Raw genomic sequence first — 25590 nt, forward strand, 5'->3', positions numbered from 1 at the left:
CGCCGGGACAGCTTATCGGTCGCCCCCGGGCCGCCGTCGGCACATGCCACAACCCCTCTGCGACCAGCGCAAAGGGGTTGTGGGAAGTGCTCGCGAGCGCTCAGACGGACAGCGGCTGCTGGTCCGATCGGACGGGGGCCGGGAGGTCCCCGGCGGCACCCAGGTAGTCGTGGATCGCGGCCGCCGCGGAGCGTCCCTCGGCGATCGCCCAGACGATCAAGGAGGCGCCCTTGTGCATGTCGCCGGCCACGAACACCCCTTCGGTGGACGTCTGCCAGTCACTGTCCGCATCCAGGACGTTCCGCCGGTTGCGGTTCAGGCCGAACTGCGACAGCAGCGGCTGGTCCTCGGTGCCCTCGAAGCCGATCGCCAGCAGGACCAGGTCGGCGCGCACCTCGCGCTCCGAGCCGGGGGCCACGACGACCGTCCGGACGCCGTCGATCCGCTGCACCGACACGTCGGCCAGCCGGATCGCGACCAGGTTGCCCTCGTCGTCGCCGACGAACTCCTGCACGGCCACGCCGAAGACGCGGTCGCCGCCCTCCTCGTGCGCGGCGTAGTTGCGCAGGATCATCGGCCAGGTCGGCCACGGGTCCTTGAGGCCGGCCCGGAACTCCGGGGGCAGCGGGTACTGGTCGAGCTGGGTCACCGAGGCGGCGCCCTGGCGGTGGGCGACGCCGAGGCAGTCGGCCCCGGTGTCACCGCCGCCGATGATGATGACGTGCTTGCCCTTGGCGTCGATCGGCGTGGTGTCCTGCAGGCCGGCGACGATCCGGTTGGCCGGGACCAGGTGGTCCATGGCCAGGTGCACGCCGTTGAGCGCGCGGCCCGGGGTCTCCGCGGTGTCCCGGCCGGCCAGCGCGCCGGCCGCCAGCAGCACCGCGTCGAACCGCTCGCGCAGGTCGTCGGCGGTGATGTCGACGCCCACGTTCACCCCGGTCTGGAAGACGACGCCCTCGGCCGACATCTGCGCGAGCCGCTCGTCGATGACGTGCTTCTCGATCTTGAAGTCGGGGATGCCGTACCGGAGCAGGCCACCGATCCGGTCGTCACGCTCGTAGACCGTGACCGCGTGACCGGCCCGGGCCAGCTGCTGGGCGGCGGCCAGACCGGCCGGGCCGGAGCCGACCACCGCGACCGACTTGCCGGACGCCACCGGCGCCGGCTGCGGGACCAGGCCCCGCTCGAACGCGTGGTTGGCGATCTCCACCTCGACCTGCTTGATGGTCACCGGGTCGTCCCCGATGCCGAGCACGCAGGCCGCCTCGCAGGGGGCCGGGCACAGCCGCCCGGTGAACTCCGGGAAGTTGTTGGTGGCGTGCAGCGACTCGATGGCCGACTCCCACGCACCCGTACGGACCAGGTCGTTCCAGTCCGGGATGCGGTTGCCCAGCGGGCACCCGTCGTGACAGAACGGGATGCCGCAGTCCATGCAGCGGGTGGCCTGGTCGCGGATCAGCTCCTCGCCCGCGGGCGGGTAGACCTCACGCCAGTCCATCAGCCGCAGCGGGACCGGCCGCCGCTTGGGGAGCTGCCGCTCGTAGCGGAGGAAACCGTTCGGATCAGGCACTGGTGACCCCCATGACCGCCTCGTCGACGTTGCGACCGGCGGCTTCGGCGGTCCTGATCAGTTCCATCACACGCTTGTAGTCGCGCGGCACCACGGCGGTGAACTGCTCGACCGCGGCCGGCCAGTCCTTGAGCAGGCGCTCGGCGACGGCCGAGTCGGTCTCCGCGTGGTGCTTCTCGACGAGCGAGCGCAGCGTGTCGCGCTCCTCGTCGGTGAGCGGCGCCAGGTCGACCAGCTCGGGGTTGACCAGGTCCTGGTTCAGGTCCAGGACGAACGCCTTGCCGCCGCTCATGCCGGCCGCGAAGTTGCGCCCGGTCGGGCCGAGCACCACCACCGTGCCACCGGTCATGTACTCGCAGCCGTGGTCGCCCACACCCTCGACGACGGCCGCGCCGCCCGAGTTGCGGACCGCGAACCGCTCGCCGACCCGGCCCCGCAGGAACAGCTCGCCGGAGGTCGCCCCGTACAGGATGGTGTTGCCGGCGATCGTGTTCTCCTCGGCCGTGAACGGCGCGTCCTCGGCCGGGCGCACGATCACCCGGCCGCCGGAGAGACCCTTGGCCACGTAGTCGTTGGTGTCGCCGATCAGCCGCAGGGTGACGCCGCGGGGCAGGAACGCGCCGAACGACTGGCCACCGGTGCCCCGCAGGGTGAACTCGATGGTGTCGTCGGGCAGGCCGTTGCCGCCGTACCGCCGGCTGACCTCGCCGCCCAGCATCGCGCCGACGCTGCGCTGGTCGTTGCGGGTGACCACCTCGGCCCGCACCTTGTGACCCTTGATCAGGGCCGGCTGGGCCAGCGCGATCAGCTCGTTGTCCAGGGCCTTCTCCAGGCCGTGGTCCTGGGCCACGATGCCGCGGCGGGCCGCGCCCTCGGGCAGGTCGGGCACGTAGAGGATCGGCGCCAGGTCGAGGCCGCCGGCCTTCCAGTGCTCGATCGCGTCGGCCACGTTCAGGATCTCGGCGTGGCCGATGGCCTCCTCGATGGTCCGGAAACCGAGCTCGGCCAGGATCTCCCGGACCTCCTCGGCCAGGAACATGAAGAAGTTCTCGACGAACTCCGGCTTGCCGGTGAACCGCTCCCGCAGCACCGGGTTCTGCGTGGCGATGCCGACCGGGCAGGTGTCCAGGTGGCAGACGCGCATCATGACGCAGCCGGAGACGATCAGCGGCGCGGTCGCGAAACCGAACTCCTCGGCGCCCAGCAGGGCCGCGACGACCACGTCCCGGCCGGTCTTGAGCTGGCCGTCGACCTGCACGGTGACCCGGTCCCGCAGCTTGTTGAGCAGCAGCGTCTGCTGCGCCTCGGCCAGGCCGAGCTCCCACGGGGTGCCGGCGTGCTTGAGCGAGTTCAGCGGGGACGCGCCGGTGCCGCCGTCGTGGCCGGAGATCAGGATGACGTCGGCCTTCAGCTTGGCCACACCGGCCGCGACCGTGCCCACGCCGATCTCGGAGACCAGTTTGACGTGCACCCGGGACGCCGGGTTGACCATCTTCAGGTCGTGGACCAGCTGCGCCAGGTCCTCGATGGAGTAGATGTCGTGGTGCGGCGGCGGCGAGATCAGGCCGACACCGGGGGTGGCGTGCCGGGTCTTGCCGATCCACGGCCACACCTTGTTGCCGGGCAGCTGGCCGCCCTCGCCCGGCTTCGCGCCCTGCGCCATCTTGATCTGCAGGTCGTCGGCGTTGACCAGGTATTCGCTGGTCACGCCGAACCGGCCGGAGGCGATCTGCTTGATCGCGGACCGCCGCTCGGGGTCGTAGAGGCGCTCGACGTCCTCGCCGCCCTCACCGGTGTTCGACTTCGCGCCGAGCCGGTTCATGGCGATCGCCAGGGTCTCGTGCGACTCGGCCGAGATCGAGCCGTAGCTCATCGCGCCGGTCGAGAACCGCTTGACGATCTCGGTGGCCGGCTCGACCTCGCTGATGTCGATCGACGGGCGGTCGGCCTCGAAGCGGAACAGGCCGCGGAGGTGCCCGGCCTGCGCCGACAGCTCGTTGACCTTGTCGGTGTACTTCTGGAAGACGTCGTACTGCTTGCTGCGGGTCGCGTGCTGCAGCAGGAACACCGTCTCCGGGTTGAACAGGTGCAGCTCGCCCTCGCGGCGCCACTGGTACTCGCCGCCGACCTCCAGCCGGCGGTGCGCCCGCTCGGCCTGGTTGGCCGGGTACGCCTTCTCGTGGCGGGCCTTGACCTCGGCGTGGATGCCGGCCAGGCCGACACCGCCGATGCGGCCCGAGGTGCCCGCGAAGTACCGCTGGAGCAGCTTGTTGTCCAGGCCGACGGCCTCGAACACCTGCGCCCCGCAGTACGAGGAGACCGTCGAGATGCCCATCTTGGACATGATCTTCAGGACGCCCTTGCCGAGCGCCTTGACGTAGTTGCGGACCGCCTTGCGCGGATCGATACCGGACAGGGTGCCGGTGGCGATGAGGTCGTCGACGCTCTCGAACGCCAGGTACGGGTTCACCGCCGCCGCGCCGAAACCGATCAGCACGGCCGCGTGGTGCACCTCGCGGCAGTCACCGGACTCGACGACCAGCGCCACCTGGGTACGGGTCTGCTCGCGCACCAGGTGCTGGTGCACCGCGGCGGTGAGCAGCAGCGACGGGATCGGCGCCAGGTCCGCGTTGGAGTCGCGGTCGGAGAGCACGAGGATGCGCACGCCGTCCTCGATCGCCTCGGACACGTGCCGGCAGATCTGGGTGAGCCGCGCCTTGATGCCGGCCGCGCCGTCCCGCAGCGGGTACAGCCCGGAGACCCGGACCGCCTTGAAGCCGGGCAGGTCGCCGTCCTCGTCGATCGAGAGCAGCTTGGCCAGCTCGTCGTTGTCGATGATCGGGTACGGCATGGCGATCTGACGACAGCTCGCCGGCCCCGGGTCGAGCAGGTTGCCCTCCGGCCCGATCGTCATCGAGAGGCTGGTGACCAGCTCCTCCCGGATGGCGTCCAGCGGCGGGTTGGTGACCTGCGCGAACAGCTGGTGGAAGTAGTCGAAGAGCAGCCGCGGCCGGGTCGACAGCGGGGAGATCGGCGTGTCCGTCCCCATCGAGCCGAGCGGTTCCGCCCCGCTCCGCGCCATCGGCGCGACCAGGATCTTCAGCTCCTCCTCGGAGTAGCCGAACACCTGCTGGCGGCGCAGCACCGAGTCGTGCGTGTAGATCACGTGCTCGCGGGCCGGCAGGTCGGCCAGCTCGATCAGGCCGGCGTGCAGCCACTCCGCGTACGGCTGGGCGGCGGCCAGGTCGGCCTTGATCTCGGCGTCGTGGGCGATCCGCCCGGCCGCGGTGTCGACCAGGAACATCTTGCCGGGCTGGAGACGGCCCTTGGCCACCACCTCGGCCGGGTCCAGGTCGATCACGCCGGCCTCGGAGCCGAGCACGACCAGGCCGTCCCGGGTGTGCCACCAGCGGCCGGGGCGCAGGCCGTTGCGGTCCAGGACCGCGCCGATGACCGTGCCGTCGGTGAACGCGACCGCGGCCGGACCGTCCCACGGCTCCATCAGGCTGGCGTGGAAGCGGTAGAAGGCCCGACGCGCCGGGTCCATGCCCGGGTCGTTCTCCCACGCCTCCGGGATCATCATCAGCACCGCGTGCGGCAGGCTGCGGCCGGACAGGTGCAGCAGCTCCAGCACCTCGTCGAAGCTGGCCGAGTCGGACGCCTCGGGCGAGTTGATCGGGAACAGCCGCTTGATGTTGCCGGGCAGGTTCGGCGTGGACAGCAGCGCCTCGCGGGCGGCCATCCAGTTCTTGTTGCCGCGGATCGTGTTGATCTCGCCGTTGTGCGCGATCAACCGGTACGGGTGGGCCAGCGGCCACGACGGGAACGTGTTCGTCGAGAACCGGGAGTGCACCAGGGCGATCGCGCTGCTCACCCGCTCGTCGCTCAGCTCCGGGAAGAACTCCGGCAGCTGCTCGGGCGTGAGCATGCCCTTGTACGTGATGGTCCGCGCGGAGAGCGAGGGGAAGTAGGCCGGGACGCCGCGCTGCGACGTCTCCCGCTCCGCCTGCTTGCGGATGCAGAACGCGACCCGGTCCAGCTCGATGCCGGAGAGCGGCTCGCCGGCCTTACCGGCGGGCGAGTCGACCAGCCGGTGCGCGGCGATGAAGACCTGACGGATCGCCGGGCGCCCGTCCTCGGCGGTCGCGCCCAGGTCGGTCGGGTTCACCGGGACGTCCCGCCAGCCGAGCAGGTCGCCGCCCTCGACGAGCGCATACTTCTCGAAGACCTTGATGGCGCGGGCGGCCTCGTCGGGGTCGGTCGGCAGGAACGCCAGACCGGTCGCGTAGCGGCCCGCCTCGGGCAGGTCGAAATCGGTGACCGCGCGGTAGTACTCGTCCGGGATCTGGATCATGATCCCGGCGCCGTCGCCGGTGTTCTGCTCGGCGCCTCGCGCGCCCCGGTGGTCCAGGCGGATCAGCGCCGACAGGCCCTTGGCCACCACGTCGTGGCTTCGACGACCGTGAATGTCAGCAACAAAGGCCACGCCGCAGGCGTCACGCTCGAACGCCGGGTCGTACAACCCCTGGGGATGCGGATATGCCACCGGGCCTCCTGTCGTCTCTGGTGTTTCGGATCAAGGTCGGGACGACGTCGGCCCTGCAAAGTCTCTTGAGTCTACGTTAAGAGACACTGATCTCCGCCAGGTGCGGATTGATCACACCTAGCCCCGGATCCAGGCTTTGTGTGGACGAACTGAATAGCACAGCCGCACCGGGGACCGGTAGTCTCGCGCGATGGCGCGAGCGGATTCCGACCACTTCGACCGGCTCGAACAGTTCTACGACGCTTTGCCCCGGCCCTGGGCCCGGATCGAGGAGATCGGTTCCCTGGTGCTCTTCGTCCGCGAGGGCGAAGGGTGGCCCTACTATGCCCGGCCCCGCCGCGGTTCGCCCACCCCCTCGGCGGCCGACCTGATGACCTGCCGGGCCCGTCAGCGCGAGCTCGGTCTGCCGGAAGCGTTCGAATGGGTGCACGAGACCACCCCCGACCTGCTCGCCGTGGCCCGTTCGGCCGGCCTCGACGTGCTGCTGGCGCCGCTGCTCAGTCTCGATCCGCAGGCCCTCGTGCCGGACCTGCCGGTGCCCGGCGCGACGATCCGCGCCCTCGATCCGGACTCCCCCGGCTTCGCCGCCGACCTGGCCGCGTCCCGGGCCGTGGCCCGGCTCGCGTTCGCCGCCCCGGCCTATCGCTCGGCGCTCGAAATCGCCGAGAAAACGCTGGTCATCGAGGGTGCCGGGCCGTCCGAGCGGGATGCCGCGGCCGACGTCGCGATCACCGGCGAGGCGGTCGGCGGCATCCGCCGGATGCTGGCCGGCGGCGACTACCGGACCGTCGTCGTGGAGTCGCCCGAGGAGGGCATCCTGGCCACCGGGACCAGCCAGCGGGTCGGCGACGTGGCCGAGATCGCCGGCGTGGCCACGCTCCCGTCGGCCCGCGGGCGCGGCTTCGCCTCGCAGCTCACCGCGACCCTGGCCCGCCACCTGCTGGACAGCGGCACGCACCTGATCTTCCTGTCGGCCGGGGACGACGACGTGGCCCGGCTCTACACCAAGGTCGGATTCCGCCGGATCGGGACGGCCTGCGTCGCCGAACCGGCCGCCCTGCCGCTCTGACACGAGCCCCGCTCCGGGCCGGGCGCGATTCGCTCACACTTCCCATGATTTGGTACGGCGTAAGCACCGTGCACGTGATCACCACTTACCGTTCCGCGCGTGCGGCCGCCCCCGCCGAGCCCGCGGCCGCCCACCACGCACGAGTCACCATCGGGTGAACCCACCGTGAAGAGCCCCACCCATCCCAAGATCCGGACCTCACCCGCTCCCTGACCGCGCCCGGTCCTCCGGCTGGTGCTCAGGGCTGGAAAACGCCCGAAAGACAGCCGTGAGCACCAGCCGAGGGGCAGGGGCGCGGCTGGAGAGAAAGTGGCAGCGGCCTTGCGTGCCCCGGGAGGTGACGGCGGCGCGGTTACGGCCCGGTGCGGGCTGGGCGCTGCGCCCTGCACGGAGTGAAGTGGCTGGTGCCGGGGCGGGTTATGGCCGTACCGAAGGAATGGTTTGAGAAAGGGCGGAACGCGGAGCCGGCACCGGGGTTAATCCGGTGGGGACCAGTCCGAGACCGGGTCGAGGGTGCGGCCGAGGATGCGTGGGCGCATGTGGTTGAGCGCGGCGTCGCGGGCGCGGAGGGCGAGCCGGCCGCGGGCCTGGACGACAGCGGACATCCGGCGGTTCTGGCGGACCACGGTCGTGGTCCGGGGCTGACGCAGGCGGGTGTAGCCCTCGATGGCCCGGATCAGGTCGTCGCCCGGGGTGGCGTCGGCCAGCAGGGAACGCAGCGTCGCCGCGTCCTCGAAGGCGAGGCAGGCGCCCTGGCCGAGGTGGTGGGGCATGGCGTGGGCGGCGTCGCCGATCAGGAGGACGCCGCCGGGGCCGGAGGGGAACGCGTACGTCCGGGGCAGCGGCCGCAGTTCGCGGACGCCCTGCGGGACGAGTTCCTCCGGGCGGGTCAGGGAGAGCAGTTCGCCGACCGGCTCGTGCCAGCCGGAGAACCAGCGTTGCAGCAGCGCGAGCTGGGTGGCGGCGGGTTCCGGGCGGGGGGCGCCGACCGCGGTGGCGACCCAGTAGATGCCGCCCTTGCCGGCCGCGTGCGCGCCGAGCGGGATGGACACGAATCGATAGCCGGCGCCGAGCGTCTCGCCGCCCAGCGCCTGACCGTCGGAGAGTTTGGGGACGCGGTAGCCGGGGATCACGGCCTGCCACGCGGCGAAACCGGACCCGACGGCGACCGACTCGGGGGCCAGCGCGGCCCGGATCCGGCTGTCGATGCCGTCGGCGGCGACCAGCAGATCGGCCTCGACCATGGTGCGGCCGTCCCCGGCCGCGGGGCGTTGCCGGCGGCCGGTGCGGACGGTGGTCACCTCGAAGCCGGTCCGGATCTCGGTGTCGCCGAGGCCCGCGACGAGCGCGTCGTACAGATCTTCCAGGTGCGCGACGGCCGGGGCCGGGCCGGGAGCGCCGGCCCGGGAGCGCGGCGGGACCAGCCATTGCCCGTCCGGGCGGCGGACCCCGCCGTCCGGCAGCGGGGACGTGCTGGCCGACCAGGCGCCGTCCGGGTCGAGCGACTCCAGCGCGCGACGGCCGTTGGGCCAGAGGACGACGGCCGTGGGCGGGGCGGCGATCCGTTCGGCGCGTTCCAGGAGCGTGACCCGCCAACCGGTGCGCGACAGCGCGCCGGCCGTGGCCAGACCGGCCATTCCCGCGCCCACCACCACGGCCGTACGCATGTGTTGCCCGCCTCTCGCCGGGCTCAGCGGTCGCCGGCGGTTTTGTCGCCGGACTCGCTGGCGACCGGCTCGGCCTCGGCGTCCTCGGGCTCGGCGGCGGCGTCCTCGGTCCACGGCTCGGCCTCGGCCGGGATCCCCGGCAGCACGCCGGTCTCCTGGTAGGCCAGGAACTCGGCCTCGGTGACCAGCCGGTACGACGTCGGGGCCTTCTTGACGGCGGTCGTGTCGGCCTCGACGTCGACCGAGGAGACGTCCGAGCCCTCGGCGGGCCGGATGTCCGGTGCGTCGGCGGGCACGACGTAGCCCCGCGGGCCGCGCATCACGATGAAGTAGATCGCCGCGCCCAGGAACACCAGGATCGAGACGAACACGTTGAGCCGGATGCCGAAGAAGTGGTTGGCCTCGTCGGTGCGGAGGATCTCGATCCAGAAACGACCGGCGGTGTACGCCATCACGTACAGCGCGAACGCCCGGCCGCGGCCGAACTTGAACTTCCGGTCGAGCAGCCAGACCAGCGCGCCGACACCGAAGTCCCAGATCGCCTCGTACAGGAACGTGGGGTGGTACAGGTCGGGGCGGGTCACCGCCTGACCGTCGATCATGGTGGCGTGGCCGGGGTTGGCCGAGTCCATCTCGTGCACCTGCAGGCCCCACGGCAGGGTGGTGACCTTGCCGTACAGCTCGTTGTTGAACCAGTTGCCGAACCGGCCGATGCCCTGCGCGATCGGCAGCGCCGGGGCCAGCGAGTCGGCGAACACGCTCAGCGGGATGCCCATCTGGCGGGCCGCGATCCACGCGCCGAGCGCGCCACCGGCGACCGCGCCCCAGATGCCGAGGCCGCCCTCCCAGATGTAGAGCGCGCGGACCGGGTCACCGCCCGAGCCGAAGTAGTCCTGCGGGGAGGTGATCAAGTGATAGACCCGGGCGCCGATGATGCCGAACGGCACCGCCCAGACCACCATGTCCAGTGACGCCCAGGGCGCCACCCCACGGTGACGCAGCCGCTGCTCCATGAGCAGGGTGGCGACGACCATACCGGCGATGATGCAGAGCGCGTAGGCCCGGATCGGGAACGGGCCCAGGTGCCACACCGACGTGGTGGGACTGGGGATGAGGGCGTAGTTCACGGGTGCACACGCTACCGTCGCCGGGCCAGCACGCAATGCCCAGGGAGGTCCCGATTCAGGGCCAGAGTAGTTCTTTCACCCAGGATTCAGCCGCACGCCGGTACCGAAGCCGCGGATGCCGCCGCGAAGCCGGATCTCCCTGCCAGAACTCGACGGAGATCGGGACGACCGCGTAGACCGCGTGACTCTCCGGAACGAAGTCCGGGTCGGCCGCGAGCAGGCGCTCGGCCTCGTGCCGGGCCAGGGTGAGGTCCGACTCCCCGGGCAGCACGTCACTCTGCACACTGCTCAGCGCGGCCAGCCGGGCCGACGGCGAGCGGGACAGGAAATCGGCGGCCGAGGCCGCAAGACCCAGATCAAAGACTTTCCCGCGTACGCGTACCTGCCGGCCCTGCTCACGCCAGTAGAAGCCGAGCGCGGCGTCCGGCCGCGCGGCGAGCTGACGGCCCTTGGCGCTGCGGCGATCGCCGGCGAAGTGCCAGCCGCGCTCGTCGACCTCGCGGAGCAGCAGGACACGTACGTCCGGAAGCCCTTGATCGTCGACCGTGGCCAGGTTCATCGCGTGCGGCTCGGACACGCCGGCCCCGACCGCCTCGCCGAACCAGCGCAGGAACAGCTCGTGCGGCTCGTCCGGGGTCCGGTCCAGGTCGAACCGGGCCATCTCACCGGTCATCGCCGGGAGGGTGCGTAACAACCAGCTGATGCTCATCAGCGGCGGCGCACACCCTCCGCCAGCTCCGAGCTGAGCGAGCGCAGGTGGGTCAGGCCGGCCGCGCGGTCGGGCGCCTCCAGCACACAGCGGATCAGCGCGCTGCCGACGATCACACCGTCGGCGAACGCGGCCACCTCGGCCGCCTGGTCGCCGTTGCCGACACCGAGCCCGACGCCGATCGGCATGGCCGGGTCGGCCTTGCGGATCCGCTCGACCAGCTCGGGGGCCTGCGAGGAGACCGACTTGCGGGCGCCGGTGACGCCCATCAGCGCGGTGGCGTAGACGAAGCCCCGGCAGTTCTCCAGGGTCATCGCGATCCGTTCGTCGGTCGACGACGGCGCGACCAGGAACGTCCGGTCGATCCCGTGCTGGTCCGACGCGGCGATCCACTCGGCCGCCTCGTCCGGGATCAGGTCGGGCGTGATCAGCCCGGTGGCCCCGGCGGCGGCGAGGTCGCGGGCGAACGCGTCGACACCGTACTTCTCGACGGGGTTCCAGTAGGTCATCAGGACGACCGTGGCGCCGGCCGACGCCACCGCCTCGATGATCTTCAGGGTGTCCCTGGTCCGGACGCCGTTGGCCAGCGCGATGTCGCTGGCCTTCTGGATGACCGGGCCGTCCATCACCGGGTCCGAGTACGGCAGCTCGACCTCGATGACGTCGCAGCCGGCCTCGTGCATCGCGATCATCTGCTCGATGCTGTGGTCGACCGTGGGGAAGCCGGCCGGCATGCAGCCGACCAGCACCGCACGGTTGTCGCTCTTGGCCTTCGCGAAGGTTTCCGCGATGCTCACGTGTTCTCCCCCGGGACGACGGTCTCGACCGGGTCGAGGATGCCGAAGTAGGCGCCCGCGGTGTGCACGTCCTTGTCACCGCGGCCGGACAGGTTCACCACGATGGTCGGGGTGCGGCCCAGCTCCTCGCGCAGGCGCGGGGCGATCTTGGCGACGCCGGCCAGGGCGTGCGAGCTCTCGATCGCCGGGATGATCCCCTCGGTCCGGCACAGCAGCTGGAACGCGGCCATCGCCTCGGCGTCGGTGACCGGCTCGTAGCTCGCCCGCCCGGTGTCGTGCAGCCAGGCGTGCTCCGGGCCGACACCCGGGTAGTCCAGGCCGGCCGAGATCGAGTGCGACTCGATGGTCTGCCCGTCCTCGTCCTGCAGCAGGTACGTCCGGTTGCCGTGCAGCACACCGACCGAACCGCCGGTGATCGACGCCGCGTGCCGGCCGGTCTCGACGCCGTCGCCGCCCGCCTCGAAGCCGTACAGCCGCACGCCCTCGTCGGGGACGAACGCGTGGAAGATGCCGATCGCGTTGGAGCCGCCGCCGACACAGGCCGCGACCGCGTCCGGCAGCCGGCCGATCTGGTCCAGCGACTGCTGCCGGGCCTCGATGCCGATGCCGCCCACGAAGTCCCGGACGATCTCCGGGAACGGGTGCGGGCCGGCCGCCGTACCCAGCAGGTAGTGGGTCGAATCGACGGTGGAGACCCAGTCGCGCAGCGCCTCGTTCAGCGCGTCCTTCAGGGTGCGCGAACCGTTGGTGACCGGCACGACGGTGGCGCCGAGCATGCGCATCCGCGCCACGTTCAGTGCCTGCCGCTGGGTGTCCGTCTCGCCCATGTAGACCACGCATTCGAGGTCCAGCAGGGCGGCCGCGGTCGCGCTGGCCACACCGTGCTGGCCGGCGCCGGTCTCGGCGATCACCCGGGGCTTGCCCATCCGCTTGGCCAGCAGGGCCTGCCCGAGCACGTTGCGCACCTTGTGGGCGCCGGTGTGGTTCAGGTCCTCGCGCTTGAGCCAGATGTCGGCGCCGAGCTTGGCCGAGAGCCGGGTCGCCTTGTAGAGCAGCGACGGGGTGCCGGCGTAGTTCAGCAGCAGGTCCGTGAACTCCGCCTGGAACTCCGGATCCGTCTTCGCCGACCGGTAGGCCGCCTCCAGCTCGTCCAGCGCCTTGATGAGCGCTTCCGGGACGAACCGGCCACCGTACTTCCCGAAATGTCCGGCTAAATCGGGGAAGGTCGGGGCGGTCATCGCACCGGCCTCGGGGTCGCCGGGTGGTTACCGGCGTTGACCAGCTCGGCCACCGCGTCCCGGGGCGACTTCTGGGTCACCAGGCCCTCGCCGACCAGCACGGCGTCGGCACCGGCCGACGCGTAGCGGATCAGGTCGTGCGGGCCGCGGACACCGGACTCGGCGATCTTCACGACGTTGTTCGGCAGGCCGGGCGCGATCCGCTCGAAAACCGACCGGTCCACCTCAAGGGTGCGCAGGTCACGCGCGTTCACACCGATGACCTTGGCGTTCGCCTCCAGGGCGCGGTCCGCCTCTTCCTCGTTGTGCACCTCGACGAGGGCGGTCATGCCCAGCGACTCGATCCGCTCCAGCAGGCCGACGAGCGCGTTCTGCTCCAGCGCGGCGACGATCAGCAGCACCATGTCGGCACCGTGAGCACGCGCCTCGTGCACCTGGTAGCTGGAGATGACGAAGTCCTTGCGGAGCACCGGCACCTTCACCGCGGCCCGCACCGCCACCAGGTCGTCCAGCGAACCGCCGAACCACCGGCCCTCGGTGAGCACGCTGATGCACCGGGCGCCGCCGGCCGCATACTCCCCGGCCAGCTCGGCCGGATCCGGGATGTCGGCCAGCGCGCCCTTCGACGGCGACGACCGCTTCACCTCGGCGATCACCGCCACGCCGGGCTTGCGCAGGGCCGCGTAGGCGTCGATCGCCGGAGGAGCGGCCGCGGCGAGTTCCCGCACCTGCTCCAACGGCGTCGCCGCCTGACGGGCCGCCACGTCCTCGCGCACACCGGCGAGGATCTCCTCGAGTACGTTCTGCGGCCGTGCGGGGCCGCCACTGCCCGCTTCCGCCTGATCGGATGTCACGTAATGACTCCCCTCTCCGGGTGTCTTCGGCCCGATGCTAGGCGTCGAGGCCGGTCCCCGGGCTCCCGGGGTATGGCGCGCCTCACGAGTTGGACTGGGGCATAATGCCAGGCTGCCCGCCCCGCATGTCACTTCGCTCACATCGAGCTACAGCCTCGCGGAGCCCTGTACAGGGGGACCTCCCCCGAACGGCCGACACCACCTTGCGTTGACAGGGGCGTCACCGAGCGGAAATACGACTCCGGCATCGTGTCACTCGGGCAGACTTGTCTGCGGCGTCGACGGCGCCGCCACCCGGACGATGATGCGGAGTCGACCAATGGCCACTGATCAGACCCCTCAGACCGCCGGATTCGCCGAGGTCTCCCGGACCCTCGTCGCCATCGCGGCCGAGGTCGTGACCGGCGTGCAGCGCGCGGTGGTCGGGCCCGCCAACATGCGGACCGCGCGGGACAACGCGTGGTCGGCGATCGAGGCCGACCGGGCGCGGGCCGCGGCCCGGGCCGAGACCAGCCGGGCGGTGGCCGCGATCGTCGCCACCAGCCCGCGGCGGACGGTTGCGGCGGCTCGCCGGCGGGCGCGGGCCGTGGCGGCCACGGCTCGCTGAGCCGTCTTTCCCCGTCCCTGCTCCCGTTTGATCCCGCTGCCCTGATTCGCACATGGTGCGGGGCGGCCGTGGTGATTCGCGGATGGCGACAGGCCGTCGTCACGGTTTGCTGATCGCGCGAAAACACGCTCCGGTGATGACGGCCGGCGCTCTCCACGATCGATGCCCCGAACGGGTGACGTCTCGTGACCACCCGGCGCTCTCCAGAGCCGGCCGTCAGATCGTCGGGTCGTCGCCCCGGTCCAGGGCGTCCCAGGCCGCCCGGTTGTCCGCCGGCTCCAGCTCCGAGCTCTCCCGCCGGATGACCGCGGGCGCGGGCGTCCGCTCGTACCTCGAAGACATCGCCGACCACAGGTGACCGTGCCGCGCGGCCAGGAATCCGCCGACCGCGATCCCCACGCCGCCGAGCACGGCCGCCACCGGCCACAACGCCGCCCCGGCCCCGGCCTCCCCCGCGTCCAGCCCGGCCCGCGCCAGCACCGACCCGGCCGCGATGCCCACGCCCGCCAGCAGCAGCACGCCGCCCAGCACCCGCCGGGCGAGGCCCTTGGTCGCGAGCAGCGCCCCGGCCCCGGCCAGCGCGACCACGGCCAGCCCGACCAGCCAGGGCTGCCGGTCGGCGCCGGTCTGGGTGGTGGTCAGGTCGGAGAGCCCGGTCCGGTGTTCCACTGTCGACGACCACGTCCGGGTGACGGCGTACAGGGTCAGCCCGGCCCCGGCGAGGCATCCGGCCACGGCCGCGAAGTGCGATCTCATCGGGCGGCCCGCAGCGTCTCGGCGGCGGCGATCGCGGCCAGCACGGCCGCCGCCTTGTTCCGCGTCTCCTGTTCCTCGGCCGCCGGGTCGGAGTCGGCGACGATGCCGGCGCCCGCGCCCACGTAGGCCACCCCGTCCTTGAGCAGCGCCGTCCGGATCGCGATGGCCATGTCCATGTCGCCGGCGAACCCGAAGTAGCCGACCGTGCCGCCGTACAGCCCGCGCCGGGTCGGCTCCAGCTCCTCGATGATCTCCATGGCCCGGACCTTGGGCGCCCCGGAGAGCGTGCCGGCCGGGAACGTCGCGGCCAGCGCGTCGAACGCGGTCCGGTCCTCCCGGAGGCGGCCGACCACCGTGGACACGATGTGCATGACGTGGCTGTACCGCTCGATCCGGGCGAACTCCGGCACCTCGACGCTGCCCGGCGCGCACACCCGGCCCAGGTCGTTGCGGCCCAGGTCGACGAGCATGACGTGCTCGGAGCGTTCCTTCGGGTCGGCCAGCAGTTCGGCCGCGAGCGCCGCGTCCTGTTCCGGGGTGGCGCCACGCCAGCGGGTGCCGGCGATCGGGTGCAGCAGCGCCGTCCTGTTCGCGCTGACCTTGAGGTGTGCTTCCGGCGACGAGCCGACGATGTCGAAGTCGTCGAAGCGGAGCAGGTACATGTACGGGCTCGGGTTGGTCGCCCGCAGCACCCGGTAGATGTCGAGCGCGTTGGCGTCGGTCGGCCGTTCGAACCGCTGCGCGACCACGATCTGGAAGCACTCGCCGGCCCGGATCGCCTCCTTGGCCTGCTCCACGGCTTTCTGATAGTCCCCGGGGGCGGTCCGGCTGACCGGCTCGCCGGCCTTCGGCCGTTCCACCGTGGAGACCATCGGCGGGGTGGGCCGGGACAGCGCCGTGGTCATCGCGTCGAGCCGCCCGACCGCGTGGTGGTAGGCCGCCCGCCGCGCCGCCTCGTCGGCGTCCTCGGCCAGCACCGCGTTGGCCACCAGCAGCGCCGAGCCGTCGTGGTGGTCGAGCACGACCAGGTCGGTGGCGAGCATCATGCCCAGCTCGGGCAGCGGGACGTCGTCGGTCGTGGTGGACGGGAGCCGCTCGAAGCGCCGGACCAGGTCGTAGCTCAGATACCCGACCATGCCACCGGTCAGCGGGGGCAGGTCACCCTCGGTGGGGCCGTCGGCCAGCGCGGCCACGGTCTGCCGCAGTGCCTCGACCGGGTCGCCGCCCAGGGGCACGCCGGCCGGTGGGGTGCCCAGCCAGGTGGCCTCGCCGTCGCGCTCGATCAGGGTCGCCGCGCTGCGCACGCCGATGAACGAGTAGCGCGACCACGCGATGCCCTGCTCGGCCGACTCCAGCAGGAACGTGCCCGGGCCGCCGGCGAGTTTCGTGTAGACGCCGACCGGGGTCTCACCGTCGGCCAGGAGCTTCCGGGTGACCGGGATGACCCGACGATTCGTACGCACAAATCGGTTTTCATCGGGAAAAGTCGCTCCGCTGGTCACTGCCCCTCCAGGGAAAGTTCGTCGGTGAAGCAGGTGTGCGTCCCGGTGTGGCAGGCCGCCCCGGTCTGCTCGACGGTCAGCAGCAGAGCGTCCCCGTCGCAGTCCAGCGCCACCCGCTTGACGTGCTGGTGGTGGCCCGAGGTGGCACCCTTCACCCAGTACTCGTTCCGGGAGCGCGACCAGTACGTGGCCCGCCCGGTGGTCAGCGTCCGATGCAGCGCCTCCTCGTCCATCCAGGCCAGCATCAGCACGTCGCCGGTGCCGTGCTCCTGCACGATCGCGGCGACCAGGCCGTCGGGGGTGCGCTTGAGGCGGGCGGCGATCGCCCCGTCCAGGGAAGTCTCGGCATCTGACACGTCGACGATTCTCCCGCATCTCCGCGGGAACTCTGCACGGGCCGAGGGGGGCCCACGATCCGGTCACAGGGGATGTGCCCGGCCGATCGGGACGGTACCGTCGGCGGGGCGCCGTACCGCCTACGATGCCCCGGCGCTCGCCGCCGGTGTGTCTGCGCAGCTCCAAGCCCCGGTGGGCGCGCCTTACAAGGGAGTGGTTTACCGATGGAGCCGACGTCCAGCCCCGACAATCCCCGGCCCGCGCCCGGACTTGCCCGTTTTTGGCAGGTTCGCCCGGATGCCGATTCCGAGTCGACCTACCTGCCCTCCGCCTACCTGCCCCCGGCGGAGGAACCGGCCCGGGACGCGGAGTCGCGGCCGGAGCCGGAAATGGTGTCGCTCGGGTCCCGCCGGCTCGTCGACGCGGCCGACCTCACGCTCCCACCGCTCCCCACCGACCTGCTGACCGGCTCCTCCATGCCGTTCGGCCCGCCCCCGAGGTCCCCGTTCACCGCGGTCGCGTCGGTGCGCGGACCGCACGGCCCGGGCGACGCCAACGGTTTCTCCGGCAATCCGGGCGATCTGCCGGGAAGCGATCCGTTCGGCCTGAACCGCGCGGCCCGGAACGAGCGGGACACCCGCCCTCCGGCCCGTTCCCGGCACGGCGATTCTGATCACTCGGTCCCTTCGGACCGCGAGCCCGAGCCTGGCCAGGACGTAGAGTCCCAGGGGCCCGAGGCCGAGACACCGGGACGGGAGACCTCTTTCGGGGGATTCCGGCTCGGCGGCACCGGGCGCTTCCTCTTCGGTGACCGGGACCCGGACGCACATCCGGGCGTCAACGGGCACGGTCACGAGGTGGAGACTTCGGCCGCGGAGGAGCCCGGGGTCGCCGGGGACGGCGACGACCGGGTCACCGAGCCCGGCGACGCTCAAGTCGCCGAGCCACCGGCCGACGAGGAGTCCGCCGGCGTCACACCGGTGGACGAGCCGGCGGACGAGACGTCGCCGGAGGCCGGCCAGGACCCCGCCGAGGAGGCGGGGCCACGCGACGAGAACGGACGTGAGGACATGAACGGACGGGCAGGAGCCCCCGGGTACGCACAACCCGGAGACATGCCGGGCCCGGACGAGGTGCCCGTGGCCGCCGGTCCGGCCGACGAGGCGGCCGAGCCGCACCCGGCCACCGGCTGGGCCTCGGTCCCGGTGCCGCCGCCGACGTCGGGTGGTCCGGCCGGTTCGTCCGGTCCGGTCTCGGGCGCCCCGGTGTCGCCCGGTTACGCCCCGGCGCCGTACCTGGCGACCGACTTCACCCCGGATCATCCGGCCGTCACGCTGGACCTTCCGGGCCAGGTCTCGGGCCACGCCCCGGAGCACCCGGCCGCCGCCGCTCCGCCGGACCCGGCCGCCTCGGCCGCGCCGACGTCCCCGGCTCCGGCCCCGGTGAGCGGTTCGGCCTCCGTGCCGATGCCGCCCGCGCCCTCCCCGGAGCTGCAGTTCCCGATGATGCCGCCGGCCGCCCCGCAGATCCCGGCCACCCGGGCGCCGTCCGACCTGCCGGTCGCCCCGGAGACCGGGTTCGCGTTCGGTTCGCCGGCCACCACCGGTTACAGCCTGGGCCGCTCCGGCGGCGAGGCGTTCGGCGTCGCCTCGGTCACCCCGGCCGGCCCGACCGCGTCGCAGCTCAACTCGGTCACGCCCCCGCCGCTGGAGTTCCAGCCGTACCCGGAGTCCGGCCTGGCCGGCGTCTCGGTCAGCGGCCTGCGGCGCGACCAACTGGCCGAGGAGCCGCGGCCGTCCGCCCGCCGTTCGGCCAGCCTGGAGGACGCCGAGCCGGTCCGCCGCCCGACCGGCCTGGAGGACGCCGACCCGGTCCGCCGCTCGCAGGGCCGCCGTGCCGTGCCGGACGACGACGACCTCTCGTCCGACCCGACCGGCGCCGGCGACGAGGGCCCGATCATTCGTCCCACGGTCTGGGACGAGGACGCCGCCCGCCATTTCCGCGCCGCCTGGCACGAGGTCAAGGCCGAGTTCGTCGACGACCCGGTCAACGCCCTCACCCGCGCTCACGACCTGCTCACCGACGCGGTCAACGAGCTCACCGAGGTCCTCCTGGCCGAACGCGACGACCTCGACCCGCTGCGCGGCACCGGCACCCCGGACACCGAGAGCATGCGCATGGCCATGCGCGGATACCGGGAGTTCCTGGACCGCATCCTCTCCCTGTAACGACCGCACGCGAAACGGCGGGCAGCCCCCGGCACGGGGCTGCCCGCCGTTCTTGCTACCCCGCTCTCCGCGGCACCTTCGAGCGGGGTGAACGGGATCCCACCACCCGACGGCGGCAGAAGGTGGGCGACAGGATCCCGAGCTCTTCAAAAGATCAAATTCTTCATGTCCCAGGTCCGCCGTGGTCCGGACCGTCGCTCCCGCGGGGACCCTTCCGACCCTCGCAGGGCGCTGGCGCGCCCAGAACGCGAGGCCCGCAAGGGCGACATGGTCAGGTGGTCACGGTCAGAGCAACAAACCCGTCCACCCGGCTCACCATCCACCCAGGTCCCGACCGCAGGCCCACGCGAGGCCCCGGCCACGCCACCCCCAGCCGCGCCCCGGGTCTCAGCTGGTGCTGAGGGTTGTTTTCGGTACCGAAAACAACCCTCAGCACCAGCCGGGAGCCCGACCCGCGCCACCACACGGACCACCCGCGGACCTCGCGGCCCGGCCGGACCTCGCGGCCCGGCCGGACCTCGCGGCGCGGCCGGACCTCGCGGCGCGGCCGGCGGCGTGCCTTGGGGGCCGACGCGACGCCGCGGCCCGAAAGGCCCAGCCGCGGGTCCCGGCCCCGGCTGGTGCTGACGGCTGTATCCGACCACCCAAAACAGCCCTGAGCACCAGCCGCTGCGGGCGGGGTCAGGCGCTGCAGCGGCTGCAGAGGATCGGGTGGAGCAGGTGGGCCAGGTCGTGACGGTCGGTGACCGGGCGGGGGAAAGCGAGCCGCGCGCTGCGGGAGCCCATGCGCACCAGGAAGCCGTAGCGGTCGAGCCGGACGACCCGGGGCTCGTCGCCCGGGCGGGCGGCCTTGCCCAGCTGCCGGCGCACGTAGTCGCTCATCTCGGTCACGTGGTGATCGGCCAGGTCGGCGATCAGGTCGAACTCGACGGCCCGCAACGGGTCGGGCGACGCCTCGGCGTAGTCGTCCGGGTCGATCTCGACAAGTTTCTCGTGGCGTTCGAAGCGCACCTCGGCGACGTCCATCCGGTACAGCGCCTGCGATTCGCCGATGTCGAGCAGGTCCCCGCAGGCATCGGTGTCGGCGTAGTCGAGGGCGGCGGCCCGGGCCTCGTCCCCGCTGAGACGGACGGCCCAGCCGGAGACCCAGACCCGGCCGAGCGCCGGCGACGTGGACATCGGCGGCACGTCCCGGATGTCGAGGACGAGCGCGGTGTCGTCGTTGCCGGGTTGCGGGCGCAGCGCCGTGGTCAGCGTTCCGTCGGAGGGCACGAGCAGCAGCGGGCGGCCCTGGGCGTCGGTCACGTGCCGGACCGGGAGGGGTCCCGGGTGGCAGGCGATGTGGGCGACGGCGGGCAGGTGACCGGCGGCGAGAGTACGCGCGATCTCCGCGGGACTGGGTTGCATGAAGAGCACCTCCGGGCACCGGTTAGGCTTACCTAAGTTAGGCAAGGCTAACCGTAACAGGAGATCCGGAGTGAACAACTCGCGACCCAAAGCCAAGCTCTCCCGGGCGCTCGGCATCCCACTCACCCGCAAGTGCGTGAAGTACTTCGAGCGGCGGCCGTTCCCGCCGGGCGTGCACGGCCGTGGCCGGCGCAAGAGCTCGGACTACCAGGTCCGTCTGCTGGAGAAGCAGCGTCTGCGGCACCAGTACAACATCAGCGAGGTCCAGATGCGGGCCGCGTACGACGCCGCCCACCAGGCCGAGGGCAAGACCGGCGAGAACATGGTCACCCTGCTCGAACGCCGCCTCGACGCGACCGTGTTCCGGGCCGGGCTGGCCCGCACCATCTACCAGGCTCGCCAGCTGGTGGTGCACGGTCACTTCACGGTGGACGGCAAGAAGGTGGACCGGCCGGGCTACAAGCTCAAGCCGGGCCAGGTCATCGAGGTCCGGGAGACGAGCCGGCAGAAGCCGCCGTTCCAGATCGCGGCGACCGGCGCGCACATCGACGGGCCGACCGCGCCGTACCTGTCCACCGCGTTGGAGGAGCTGCGCGTCACCGTCATCCGGGTGCCGCTGCGTTCCGAGATCCAGGTGCTCTGCGACGAGCAGCTCGTCGTCGAGTACTACGCCCGATAAGCACCGAGCTCGTGCATCGCTGAGATGGCGGGCCTCTCGCCGCGGTCGCTCCGGAAGAAGCGGCCGCGGCGAGCGACACACCATCTCACCAGCTGAGAAAGCTGGTCAGCGGGTTTGTTCGAGCCAGCTGGCGTAGAGCTTCGCGTAGATCGAGTCCGGCTCCTCGACGAGCCGGGCGTGCGGGCCGCGTTGGACCACGCGGCCCGCGTCGACCACGATCACCTCGTCCGCGGCCTCCGCGGTGGACAGCCGGTGGGCGATGGCCACCGTCGTCCGGCCCCGGGTGACCAGGTCCAGCGCGTGTTGCAGGCGCACCTCGGTGGCCGGATCGACCGCACTGGTCGCCTCGTCCAGCACCAGCAGATCCGGATCGGCCACATAGGCCCGGACCAGCGCCACCAGCTGGCGTTCGCCGACGCTGAGGGCCTCACCGCGCTCGCCGACCGGGGTGTCCAGCCCCTCGGCCAGCCCGCCCAGCCAGTCGGCCAGCCCGAGCTCGGTGAACGCGACCGTCAGCTGCTCGTCGGTGAGCGACGGCTCGGCGAAGCGGATGTTCTCGGCGATCGTCGCGTCGAACAGGAAGCCGTCCTGCGGAACCATCACCACCCGCGAGCGCAGCGACGAGAACCGCACCGAGGTCAGCGGCGTGCCGGAGAGCAGCACCTCGCCCGCGGCCGGATCCATCAGCCGGGTCAGCAGTTTGGCGAACGTGGTCTTCCCGCTACCGGTCTCCCCGACCACGGCATACTTCCGCCGGGCAGCCAGATCAAGATCGACATCCGACAGTACGATCGGTCCGCCCGGATACCGGAACGAGACGTCGGCGAATCGCACCGAGAGCGGCCCCTCCGGCAGCGCCACGCCCGCGTCGTCCGGGTCGGCCACATCCGGCTCGACGTCGAGCACGTCGAGGATGCGGCGCCAGCCGGCGACCGCGTTCTGCGCCTCGTTCAGCATGTCGGTGGCGATCTGCACCGGCTGGATGAAGAGCGTGACCAGGAACAGGAACGCGGTCAGCTGCCCGACGGTCAGCCCACCATCCGCCCCGAGCAGGACGCCGACGACGACCACACCGGCCAGGGCCAGGCCGGCCCCGATCTCGCCGCTGGAAAAACTGGTCACGCTGGTCTTCAGCGCTTTCTGCTGGGCGACCCGCAGGTCCTCGATCGAGGTGTCCAGGCGCTGCTGGGTGCGGCCGGACACCCCGTACGCCCGGATGACCGTGGCGCCGACGACACTTTCCGCGATGGCGCCCAGCATGACCCCGGTCCGTTCCCGGGAGGCCTGGTAGACGGCGCGCAGCCGGGTCTGGAACAGCCGGATCACGCCGACCGCCGGGCCGAACGCGACCAGCACGACCAGCGCCAGCTGCCACGAGTAGACGAACATCACCACGGCCGAGACCAGCAGCTGCCCCGAGGCGAGCAGCAGCTGCACGCCGCCGAACTGCAGGAACTGCGAGATCTGGTCGACGTCGCTGGTCACCCGGGACACCATCGAGCCACGCCGCTCGGACTGCTGGTGCAGCATCGACAGGTCGTGGATGTGCCGGAACGCCCGCGACCGCAGCCCGGCCAGCGCGGTCTCGCTGACCGTGAACAGCCGGCGGGTCATCAGATAGCCGCAGAGCGTGGAGATCATCAGCGCGCAGAGCGTGAACAGGACGATCTCGGTGACCACACCCAGGTCGGGGCCGCCGGCCGCGCGGATGCCGTGGTCGATGCCCTGCTGCACGGCGATCGGCACGGCGACCCGGCCGGCCATCTGCAGCATGGCCAGCACGATCGTGCCGCCGATCCCGGTCCGCAGCTCCGGCGAGAGCGCCAGCCCCCGCTTGACCGTCGCAAGGGTTCCCTCGGAGCTCATGCCGCCACCTCCGCTTCGCTCCGGCGTCGACATGAGTTGACAACTGAGCCCAATGATTCGGTCGCGAGCTCCCTCATTGGTTTTCCGCCTTCTCGTACGCCGTGACCAGCTCCTGGTAGCCCTTGTGGAACGTCATCAGCTCGGCGTGCGTCCCGGTCGCCACGACCCGGCCGCGATGCAGGTAGACGACCTCGTCGGCCAGCGCGATGGTGGCCCGCCGGTACGCCACCACCAGGATCGACGCCCCGGCGTCGCCGCCGCGCAACGCGCCCAGGATGGCCGCCTCCACGCGCGGGTCGACCGCGCTGGTCGCGTCGTCGAGCACCAGCAGGCGGGGACCGCCGGCCAGCGCCCGGGCCAGGGTGAGCCGCTGCCGCTGGCCGCCGGAGAGCGAGGTGCCGCGCTCGCCGACCGCGGTGTCCAGCCCGTCCGGCAGGTTGCCGACGAACCGGTCGGCCTGGGCCAGGGCGATCGCCGCGCGCACGGCGTCGTCGTCCACCCCGGGCCGGTCCAGCGCGATGTTGCCGCGGACGGTGTCGTCGAAGACGAACGGGATCTGTGGGACCAGCGCGGTCGCGCCGGCCAGCGCCGGAAGCGCGAGGTCGGGCAGTTTCACCCCGTCCAGGGTGACGCCGCCGGACTCCGGGTCGACCAGGCGCACGGCGAGCGAGGCGATCGTCGACTTGCCCGAGCCGGTCGCGCCGACCAGGGCCACGGTCTTGCCGGCCGGGACGGTGAAGCTCACGTCGTGCAGGACGGGCGGGCCCTCCGCGTACCGGAAATTGACTCGATCGAACCGCAACTCGGCCGGGCCGCGACCGGTCAGCGAACCCTCGCCGTAGGCGAGGTCGCCCTCGGCGCCGAGCACCGCCTGCACCCGGTCCCACCCGGCGACGCTGCGCGGCAGCTCGGCCACCACCCAGCCGATCGCCCGGACCGGGAACGCCAGCACGGTGAACAGGAACGCGACGCTGACCAGCTCGGTCACGCCGATCGCGCCGGTCTGCAGCCGCCAGGCGCCGAGCAGCAGCACGGCCAGGGTGCCGAGGCTGGGCAGGCTGTCCATCAGCGGGTCGAACAGGCCGCGCAGCCGGCCGACCGAGATCAGCGAGTCGCGCAGCTCGTCGACGAAGACACCGAAGCGGCGGGACTCGTCGGCCTCCCGGCCCATCGTCTTGACCACCAGGGCGCCGTCGAAGCTCTCGTGCGCGACCGCGCTGACCTTGGCCCGGTTCTGCTGGACGCGGATCTGGCGGGGGGACATGCGCCGCGAGTAGACCAGGTTGAGGCCGAACAGCGCCGGGAACAGGGTGGCGCCGACCAGCGCCAGCACCCAGTCGGTGGCGAACAGCGAGATCAGCGCGCCGATCAGCATCACGATCGTGCCGACCGCGAACGGCAGCGGGGCGATCGGACCCCAGGCGGCCTCGACGTCGGAGTTCGCGTTCGACAACAGGGTGCCGGTGGCGTGCCGCTGATGCCAGGCCGGGGGCAGCGACAGGTAGCGCCGGGTCACCGCGCTGCGATAGCGCGCCTGGAGCCGGAACTGCATGTACCCCGCGCCCAGGCGGCGGCCGAAGATGCTGGCCACGCGCAGCGCGCTGATCCCGAGGAAGACGGCGGCGACCAGGGCGAGCTCGCCGGTGCCGGCCCGGTGGTCGGCGAAGGCCGGGACCACGATGCCGCCGATCACCCAGCCCACCACGTACGAGTTCGCGATGATGAGCAGCCCGAACAGGCTGCTGCCGATGGTCCCGACGGTGAACAGGCGCGGTTCCGTACGGATCGCGTGGCCGAGCACCCGCAGACCCCGTCCCAGCACGTCGCGGCTGGCTCTGCTGCTCATTTCCTACCTGACTGGTAAGTGTTGACCGGCGAATCCGGCCTTACCGATACCATCCTGCCGAACGAGCGGCCGCCACCCCCAGCGTTTACATTGTGGTGACGATTACACCGGGGCCGGCAACCCGCATACGATCGGTCGATGAACGACTACGCCCGCCAGGAACGCCGGCTGCTCGCCGACCTGCTGCTGCGCGAGGGCCCGGACGCACCGACGCTGTGCACCGGCTGGACCACCCGGGATCTGGCCGCTCATCTGGTGATCCGGGACCGCCGCCCGGACGCCTCGGCCGGGATGATCGTCCCGGCGCTCCGCTCGTACGGCGAGCGGGTCCGCCTGTCCAAGGCCGCCCTTCCCTACCCCGACCTGATCGCCGAGGTGCGCCAGCCCCCGGTCTGGAGTCCGGTCAGCAACCCGCTCACCGACGGGCTGGCCAACACCATGGAATTCTTCATCCACCACGAGGACGTGCGCCGGGCCGCGCCGGCCTGGGAGCCGCGCCCGCTGCCGGCCGGGCACCAGGCCGCGCTCTGGCGCAACGTCAAGCTGACCTCCCGGATGGCGCTGCGCCGGTTCGGCGTGGCGGCCGAGGTGATCGCCGACGGGTTCCCGCCGGTGCGCACCGGCCCGTCACCACTGGTCCGGATCACCGGCGACGCGGGTGAGCTGGCGCTGTTCTTCTCCGGCCGGCAGGGCGCCGCCCGCGTCCGGATCGACGGCGACCCGGCCGTGGCCGAGCGCCTGCGGACGGCCCGGCTGGGTTTCTGATCGGCCCATTCAAAAGACCAA

The 25590-nt window shown here is 72.1% G+C and carries 19 protein-coding genes; 5 read left to right on the forward strand and 14 right to left on the reverse strand.

All coding sequences use genetic code 11. The features are described from left to right. Positions 1-100 precede the first annotated feature (100 nt). Together ACSHV8_RS32195 and gltB are read right to left on the reverse strand one after the other, a co-directional pair. The gene (locus ACSHV8_RS32195) at positions 101-1570 is read right to left on the reverse strand and encodes a glutamate synthase subunit beta (protein WP_436521871.1); all 1470 of its coding nucleotides are present in this window, start codon (positions 1568-1570) and stop codon (positions 101-103) included. Next, positions 1563-6116 (reverse strand): glutamate synthase large subunit, encoded by a 4554-nt coding sequence (gene gltB / locus ACSHV8_RS32200; RefSeq protein ID WP_436521873.1) that lies wholly within the window; start codon positions 6114-6116, stop codon positions 1563-1565. The genes ACSHV8_RS32195 and gltB overlap by 8 nt, the downstream gene beginning before the upstream one ends. 190 nt (positions 6117-6306) lie before the next feature. Here gltB and ACSHV8_RS32205 point away from each other — a divergent pair, with 190 nt between their 5' ends. Then, positions 6307-7185 (forward strand): GNAT family N-acetyltransferase, encoded by an 879-nt coding sequence (locus ACSHV8_RS32205; RefSeq protein ID WP_436521875.1) that lies wholly within the window; start codon positions 6307-6309, stop codon positions 7183-7185. A gap of 476 nt (positions 7186-7661) precedes the next feature. Here the strand turns inward: ACSHV8_RS32205 and ACSHV8_RS32210 are convergent, their stop codons facing one another. Genes ACSHV8_RS32210 through trpC form a run of 6 tightly spaced genes read right to left on the reverse strand, consistent with a single transcriptional unit; the run spans position 7662 to position 13577 of the window. Then, complete coding sequence (locus tag ACSHV8_RS32210; RefSeq protein ID WP_436521877.1) at positions 7662-8852, reverse strand: FAD-dependent oxidoreductase; 1191 nt, start codon at positions 8850-8852, stop codon at positions 7662-7664. 23 nt (positions 8853-8875) lie between these two features. Beyond that, on the reverse strand, positions 8876-9979 hold the full coding sequence (gene lgt, locus ACSHV8_RS32215; protein ID WP_436521879.1) for a prolipoprotein diacylglyceryl transferase: 1104 nt from the start codon (positions 9977-9979) through the stop codon (positions 8876-8878). 55 nt (positions 9980-10034) lie between these two features. Continuing rightward, the gene (locus tag ACSHV8_RS32220; RefSeq protein WP_436521881.1) at positions 10035-10688 is read right to left on the reverse strand and encodes a pyridoxine/pyridoxamine 5'-phosphate oxidase; all 654 of its coding nucleotides are present in this window, start codon (positions 10686-10688) and stop codon (positions 10035-10037) included. Further along, a complete protein-coding gene (gene trpA / locus ACSHV8_RS32225) occupies positions 10688-11485 on the reverse strand; it encodes a tryptophan synthase subunit alpha (protein WP_436521883.1) in 798 nt (265 codons plus the stop codon). The genes ACSHV8_RS32220 and trpA overlap by 1 nt, the downstream gene beginning before the upstream one ends. Next, a complete protein-coding gene (trpB, locus tag ACSHV8_RS32230; protein WP_436521885.1) occupies positions 11482-12723 on the reverse strand; it encodes a tryptophan synthase subunit beta in 1242 nt (413 codons plus the stop codon). Before trpB ends, trpA begins: the two co-directional genes overlap by 4 nt. Then, on the reverse strand, positions 12720-13577 hold the full coding sequence (trpC, locus tag ACSHV8_RS32235; protein ID WP_436521887.1) for an indole-3-glycerol phosphate synthase TrpC: 858 nt from the start codon (positions 13575-13577) through the stop codon (positions 12720-12722). The genes trpB and trpC overlap by 4 nt, the downstream gene beginning before the upstream one ends. A gap of 319 nt (positions 13578-13896) precedes the next feature. Between trpC and ACSHV8_RS32240 the strand changes: the two genes are divergently transcribed. Next, entirely contained in the window at positions 13897-14184 is a 288-nt protein-coding gene (locus ACSHV8_RS32240) for a hypothetical protein (RefSeq protein ID WP_436521889.1), read from the forward strand. Positions 14185-14400: 216 nt separating this feature from the next. On the opposite strand, the gene ACSHV8_RS32245 is transcribed toward ACSHV8_RS32240, so the two are convergent. Genes ACSHV8_RS32245 through hisI form a run of 3 tightly spaced genes read right to left on the reverse strand, consistent with a single transcriptional unit; the run spans position 14401 to position 16798 of the window. Continuing rightward, positions 14401-14940, reverse strand: coding sequence for a Trp biosynthesis-associated membrane protein (locus ACSHV8_RS32245; protein WP_436521891.1), 540 nt, complete (start codon positions 14938-14940; stop codon positions 14401-14403). Beyond that, the gene (locus tag ACSHV8_RS32250) at positions 14937-16442 is read right to left on the reverse strand and encodes an anthranilate synthase component I (protein ID WP_436521893.1); all 1506 of its coding nucleotides are present in this window, start codon (positions 16440-16442) and stop codon (positions 14937-14939) included. The genes ACSHV8_RS32245 and ACSHV8_RS32250 overlap by 4 nt, the downstream gene beginning before the upstream one ends. Then, positions 16439-16798: a phosphoribosyl-AMP cyclohydrolase gene (hisI, locus tag ACSHV8_RS32255; protein WP_436521895.1), complete on the reverse strand. Its 360-nt coding sequence runs from the start codon at positions 16796-16798 to the stop codon at positions 16439-16441. Before hisI ends, ACSHV8_RS32250 begins: the two co-directional genes overlap by 4 nt. Positions 16799-17002: 204 nt before the next feature. On the opposite strand from hisI, the gene ACSHV8_RS32260 reads away from it, so the two are divergent. After that, positions 17003-19006: a hypothetical protein gene (locus tag ACSHV8_RS32260; RefSeq protein WP_436521897.1), complete on the forward strand. Its 2004-nt coding sequence runs from the start codon at positions 17003-17005 to the stop codon at positions 19004-19006. Between the two features lie 681 nt (positions 19007-19687). Here the strand turns inward: ACSHV8_RS32260 and ACSHV8_RS32265 are convergent. Then, on the reverse strand, positions 19688-20413 hold the full coding sequence (locus ACSHV8_RS32265) for a DUF2470 domain-containing protein (RefSeq protein WP_436521899.1): 726 nt from the start codon (positions 20411-20413) through the stop codon (positions 19688-19690). Positions 20414-20483: 70 nt separating this feature from the next. Between ACSHV8_RS32265 and rpsD the strand changes: the two genes are divergently transcribed. Next, the gene (gene rpsD, locus ACSHV8_RS32270; RefSeq protein ID WP_436521901.1) at positions 20484-21092 is read left to right on the forward strand and encodes a 30S ribosomal protein S4; all 609 of its coding nucleotides are present in this window, start codon (positions 20484-20486) and stop codon (positions 21090-21092) included. Positions 21093-21197: 105 nt separating this feature from the next. Here rpsD and ACSHV8_RS32275 read toward each other — a convergent pair whose 3' ends face one another. Together ACSHV8_RS32275 and ACSHV8_RS32280 are read right to left on the reverse strand one after the other, a co-directional pair. Beyond that, complete coding sequence (locus ACSHV8_RS32275) at positions 21198-22958, reverse strand: ABC transporter ATP-binding protein (RefSeq protein ID WP_436521903.1); 1761 nt, start codon at positions 22956-22958, stop codon at positions 21198-21200. Positions 22959-23031: 73 nt separating this feature from the next. Further along, entirely contained in the window at positions 23032-24804 is a 1773-nt protein-coding gene (locus tag ACSHV8_RS32280; protein ID WP_436521905.1) for an ABC transporter ATP-binding protein, read from the reverse strand. A 138-nt stretch (positions 24805-24942) separates the two neighbouring features. Here ACSHV8_RS32280 and ACSHV8_RS32285 point away from each other — a divergent pair, with 138 nt between their 5' ends. Further along, entirely contained in the window at positions 24943-25569 is a 627-nt protein-coding gene (locus ACSHV8_RS32285; RefSeq protein WP_436521907.1) for a TIGR03085 family metal-binding protein, read from the forward strand. Positions 25570-25590 lie beyond the last annotated feature (21 nt).

Origin of the sequence: Actinoplanes sp. HUAS TT8, from assembly GCF_051380535.1 — a bacterium.
Taxonomy (GTDB): Bacteria; Actinomycetota; Actinomycetes; order Mycobacteriales; family Micromonosporaceae; genus Actinoplanes.

Excerpts from the sequence above, each read along its gene's own strand:
- ACSHV8_RS32220 (WP_436521881.1), bottom strand. The coding sequence starts at position 10,688 with ATGAGCATCAGCTGGTTGTTACGCACCCTCCCGGCGATGACCGGTGAG.
- ACSHV8_RS32275 (WP_436521903.1), bottom strand. The coding sequence starts at position 22,958 with ATGAGCTCCGAGGGAACCCTTGCGACGGTCAAGCGGGGGCTGGCGCTC.
- ACSHV8_RS32265 (WP_436521899.1), bottom strand. The coding sequence starts at position 20,413 with ATGCAACCCAGTCCCGCGGAGATCGCGCGTACTCTCGCCGCCGGTCAC.
- ACSHV8_RS32260 (WP_436521897.1), top strand. The coding sequence starts at position 17,003 with ATGGAGCCGACGTCCAGCCCCGACAATCCCCGGCCCGCGCCCGGACTT.
- ACSHV8_RS32285 (WP_436521907.1), top strand. The coding sequence starts at position 24,943 with ATGAACGACTACGCCCGCCAGGAACGCCGGCTGCTCGCCGACCTGCTG.
- ACSHV8_RS32210 (WP_436521877.1), bottom strand. The coding sequence starts at position 8,852 with ATGCGTACGGCCGTGGTGGTGGGCGCGGGAATGGCCGGTCTGGCCACG.
- ACSHV8_RS32280 (WP_436521905.1), bottom strand. The coding sequence starts at position 24,804 with ATGAGCAGCAGAGCCAGCCGCGACGTGCTGGGACGGGGTCTGCGGGTG.
- ACSHV8_RS32240 (WP_436521889.1), top strand. The coding sequence starts at position 13,897 with ATGGCCACTGATCAGACCCCTCAGACCGCCGGATTCGCCGAGGTCTCC.
- trpB (WP_436521885.1), bottom strand. The coding sequence starts at position 12,723 with ATGACCGCCCCGACCTTCCCCGATTTAGCCGGACATTTCGGGAAGTAC.
- ACSHV8_RS32245 (WP_436521891.1), bottom strand. The coding sequence starts at position 14,940 with ATGAGATCGCACTTCGCGGCCGTGGCCGGATGCCTCGCCGGGGCCGGG.
- ACSHV8_RS32205 (WP_436521875.1), top strand. The coding sequence starts at position 6,307 with ATGGCGCGAGCGGATTCCGACCACTTCGACCGGCTCGAACAGTTCTAC.